Raw genomic sequence first — 2,816 nt, 5'->3', positions numbered from 1 at the left:
GGTCGGGCTTGCGGGCTTTTGCCCGCTGTCATTCGAAGAGATCGATCACTGGCCTGGGGGCCGCGCCTTCAGCCGCCATTTCCGCCTGTGTCATCACGGTCACGACTAAACCCACGGGAAGCTGCGGACCGGACCTGGCAAGATCCTGGTTAAGGGCGAAGGTCTTCGCCACCATGCCCGAGAAGACCTTGCGATAGTGCCTTGCAAGAAGAGTGGACAGCGTCGTGCCTTCCGTCCTGACGGTGACGGTCTCGGTCATGGGCTCCAATCCAGAATCGTGTCCGAGCGGCTAAGTGTTTTCGCCGGGCGGCTGATCGTTGAGCAGGGTGGCCAGTGCGGTCGTGATCTGCGGCATGAAGAACGGCTTCGCAATCATTACGCTGTTGGGGACGCCTTCGGAAGGCCAATGAACGGCGCTGTCGCCGCTGACGTACATTACCGGCATGGCAGCATTTACCGCACGGATTTCGCGAGCCAAATCCCAACCTGATTTCCCCGGACCCAGACGAATGTCGGTAATGAGGGCTTTGATCGTCTCAGGCGCCGCATCGAACGCGCTCAATGCAGCTTCGGCACTGGTCAAGCCCGACACGGCAAAGCCAGCTTCCTCCAATGCGGTTTCGATTTCCAAGAGGATGAGAGGTTCGTCCTCAACGACCAGAATCGTGCCGCCGCCCATAGGGTCCCTTCCCTGATTTGGCCTACTACGCTCTGGACAGCGGTTCGGTTCCAAGGAAAGTAATCGTTTTCGCGCGCCTTTAGCCGAGCAGCGAAAACAGCGATGCGAAGAAGTCGCTCGCCGCCGGCGCCGCCGATTTCTGCATCTTGACGGTGATATCCACGACTTGGCCGACCCCGTCGCGATCGAGGAATGCGTGCTCGTCGCTGATCGACTGCACCACGTAGAAGCCGAACACGCTGCCGTCGCCCCTAGTCACCAGCTGCGGCGTGCCGGCGAGCTGCGCGTTGCGCAGGATGTTCAACGTGCCCAAACCGCCAAGCTTCGACGGGATCAGGCGACCGGAGACGGTGAGCGTTTCCGACCCGACGCCCACATCCTCGAGGGGCGGCATCGCGCCGACCACCGGCTTTTCCGCATAGTCGTGCGTCGTCTCCCGGCCATGCGTATCGATGTTGAAGGAGAGATCGCACTCGACCAGACCGATCTTCATCAGCATCAGCGCGGCCCTCCGAAATCGATCGCCTGCCCGCGTGTATCTGCCTGCACCTGCTGGCCGGTCGTCCTGCCGCCGAGCGAGCCGACCGGCCGCATCAGATCGGCCCTGGCCGAAGACAGGAAGCCGCTGACGCCGGCGATGAAGGCAGCGGCGGCGTTCTTGCCGAACGACGATCCCGCGCCCACGACGCCAGACGTAAAGGTCTGCGCGGCGTTTTGGCCCGCCTGCGTGCCGCCCTCGGCGATCTTGCTGCCGGCGTCGGCGCCGCCGGATTGCAGCCGACGCTCGAATTCGTCAGCATTGAAGCCGGCGACGTTCGGGCCGATGCCCGGGAGACCTGGTGCCGGCGGCACATAGGCCTGGCCACCCCTGGCAGCCGCATGACGCCCTTCGGCGTACGCCTGGTACTGCCGCTCGGCAGGGGTCATCTCTGCCCAGTTCCTCGGACGTGGCGTGGGGATCGGCGTGCTCGAGGCCGGCATGCCGGTGTTCGGCTCGCGCGTCTCGCGATCTTCGAGGATCTTCGTCTGCAGCGCATCGAAGACACTCTTGATCTCACCGCGGCCGAGCTGCGCCAGCGCATCGCGGAACGCCTTCTCGTCCGACGCGCCGGTGAAGCGATCGAAGAACCCAAGCTCGGGATGCTGCTTGTTGTAGCGATCCTTGAACTCGCCCATATAGGCCAGCGGATCGCGGCCGCTTGCCCGCAGCGTCTCATAGCCCTTGTCGACGGCCATCATGTCGGACAGACGGCTGTTGACCTTTTCGAGGACCGGGTTGAGTGCCCTGCCGGAGAGGTCGCCAAGCGCCCTCCCCGTTTCCTGAATGTTGTTGATCAGCTGCTGCCAGTTGCCTTCGGCATCGCCGGTGATCTGGGCGAAATCCTTTGCCACGGTGCCGGCCGAGCTGCCGAGCGCGTCGAGGTGCTTCTCCAGCTCCGGCATCTGCGTCAGCAAAGCGCGCATGCCCTGCTGCATCTGGATGTCGGTGAAGATCAGGGGCAGCTTCGAGAGGTCGCCCTTGAGCGCCTTCTGCGTCTGCTCGACCAGCGTCTGGATGACGTCGCCGCCCTCCTTTCTGGTGCGGTCGAGTTCCTTGCGGATGTCGATATGATACTTCTTGAAGTTCTTGGCCACCTCGTTGCCATAGGCCTTCTGCAAGATATTCGAGAAATTGGTCGCGGCCTCCGCCGAGGATCCGGTCTGGTTGCGCACGATCTCCAGCATGGCCGCCAGGCGCTTGAGACCTTCGGTGCCCTTGTAGCCGAGCGCGGCGAAGGCGGGCGCGATGGCCGGCAGTTCCGCCGCCATGTCCTTCAACTCGAATTTGCCGGCCTTGCCCTCGAAGGCGAGGATGTCGAAGGCCTCCTGCATCCTCTCGGCGGTGATGCCGAGCGAGTTGGCCAGCGCGTCGGCCGTCAGCGCGATGTCGGACATCTCGGCGCCGGAGGCTTGGGCAGTGCGGGCGACTGACGGCAGGAAAGCGAGCCCCTCCTCGAGCGACCGGCCGGAAGCGATCAGCGTCTCAAGCCCCTGCACGACATTGTCGAACGGAAGCTTCGACTTGTCCGCTAGCTCCTGCAGCACCGCGATCGTGGGCTTGATCGCGGTCGCCGGCTTGTCGGCGTTGATGATGATG

4 protein-coding genes are annotated in these 2,816 nt (G+C 63.6%); all 4 read right to left on the bottom strand.

The annotated features are described in order from the left end of the window. Nucleotides 1-28: 28 nt before the first annotated feature. The gene (locus EOA75_RS31465; protein WP_095800210.1) at nucleotides 29-259 is read right to left on the bottom strand and encodes a tail protein X; all 231 of its coding nucleotides are present in this window, start codon (nucleotides 257-259) and stop codon (nucleotides 29-31) included. A gap of 30 nt (nucleotides 260-289) precedes the next feature. After that, nucleotides 290-679, bottom strand: coding sequence for a response regulator (locus tag EOA75_RS31460; protein WP_127326019.1), 390 nt, complete (start codon nucleotides 677-679; stop codon nucleotides 290-292). Nucleotides 680-758: 79 nt separating this feature from the next. Continuing rightward, nucleotides 759-1,178 carry a phage tail protein gene (locus tag EOA75_RS31455; RefSeq protein ID WP_127326017.1) on the bottom strand — a complete coding sequence of 140 codons (420 nt, stop codon included), beginning with the start codon at nucleotides 1,176-1,178 and terminating at the stop codon, nucleotides 759-761. Next, on the bottom strand, nucleotides 1,178-2,816 hold a 1,639-nt coding region (locus EOA75_RS31450; protein ID WP_164747703.1), incomplete at its 5' end, for a phage tail tape measure protein. The genes EOA75_RS31455 and EOA75_RS31450, both read right to left, overlap by 1 nt.

The organism is Mesorhizobium sp. M1A.F.Ca.IN.022.07.1.1 (assembly GCF_003997575.1).
GTDB lineage: Bacteria > Pseudomonadota > Alphaproteobacteria > Rhizobiales > Rhizobiaceae > Mesorhizobium.
The sequence above is the reverse complement of the archived record's forward strand: the minus strand, read 5'-3'. Positions and strand labels throughout refer to the sequence as shown.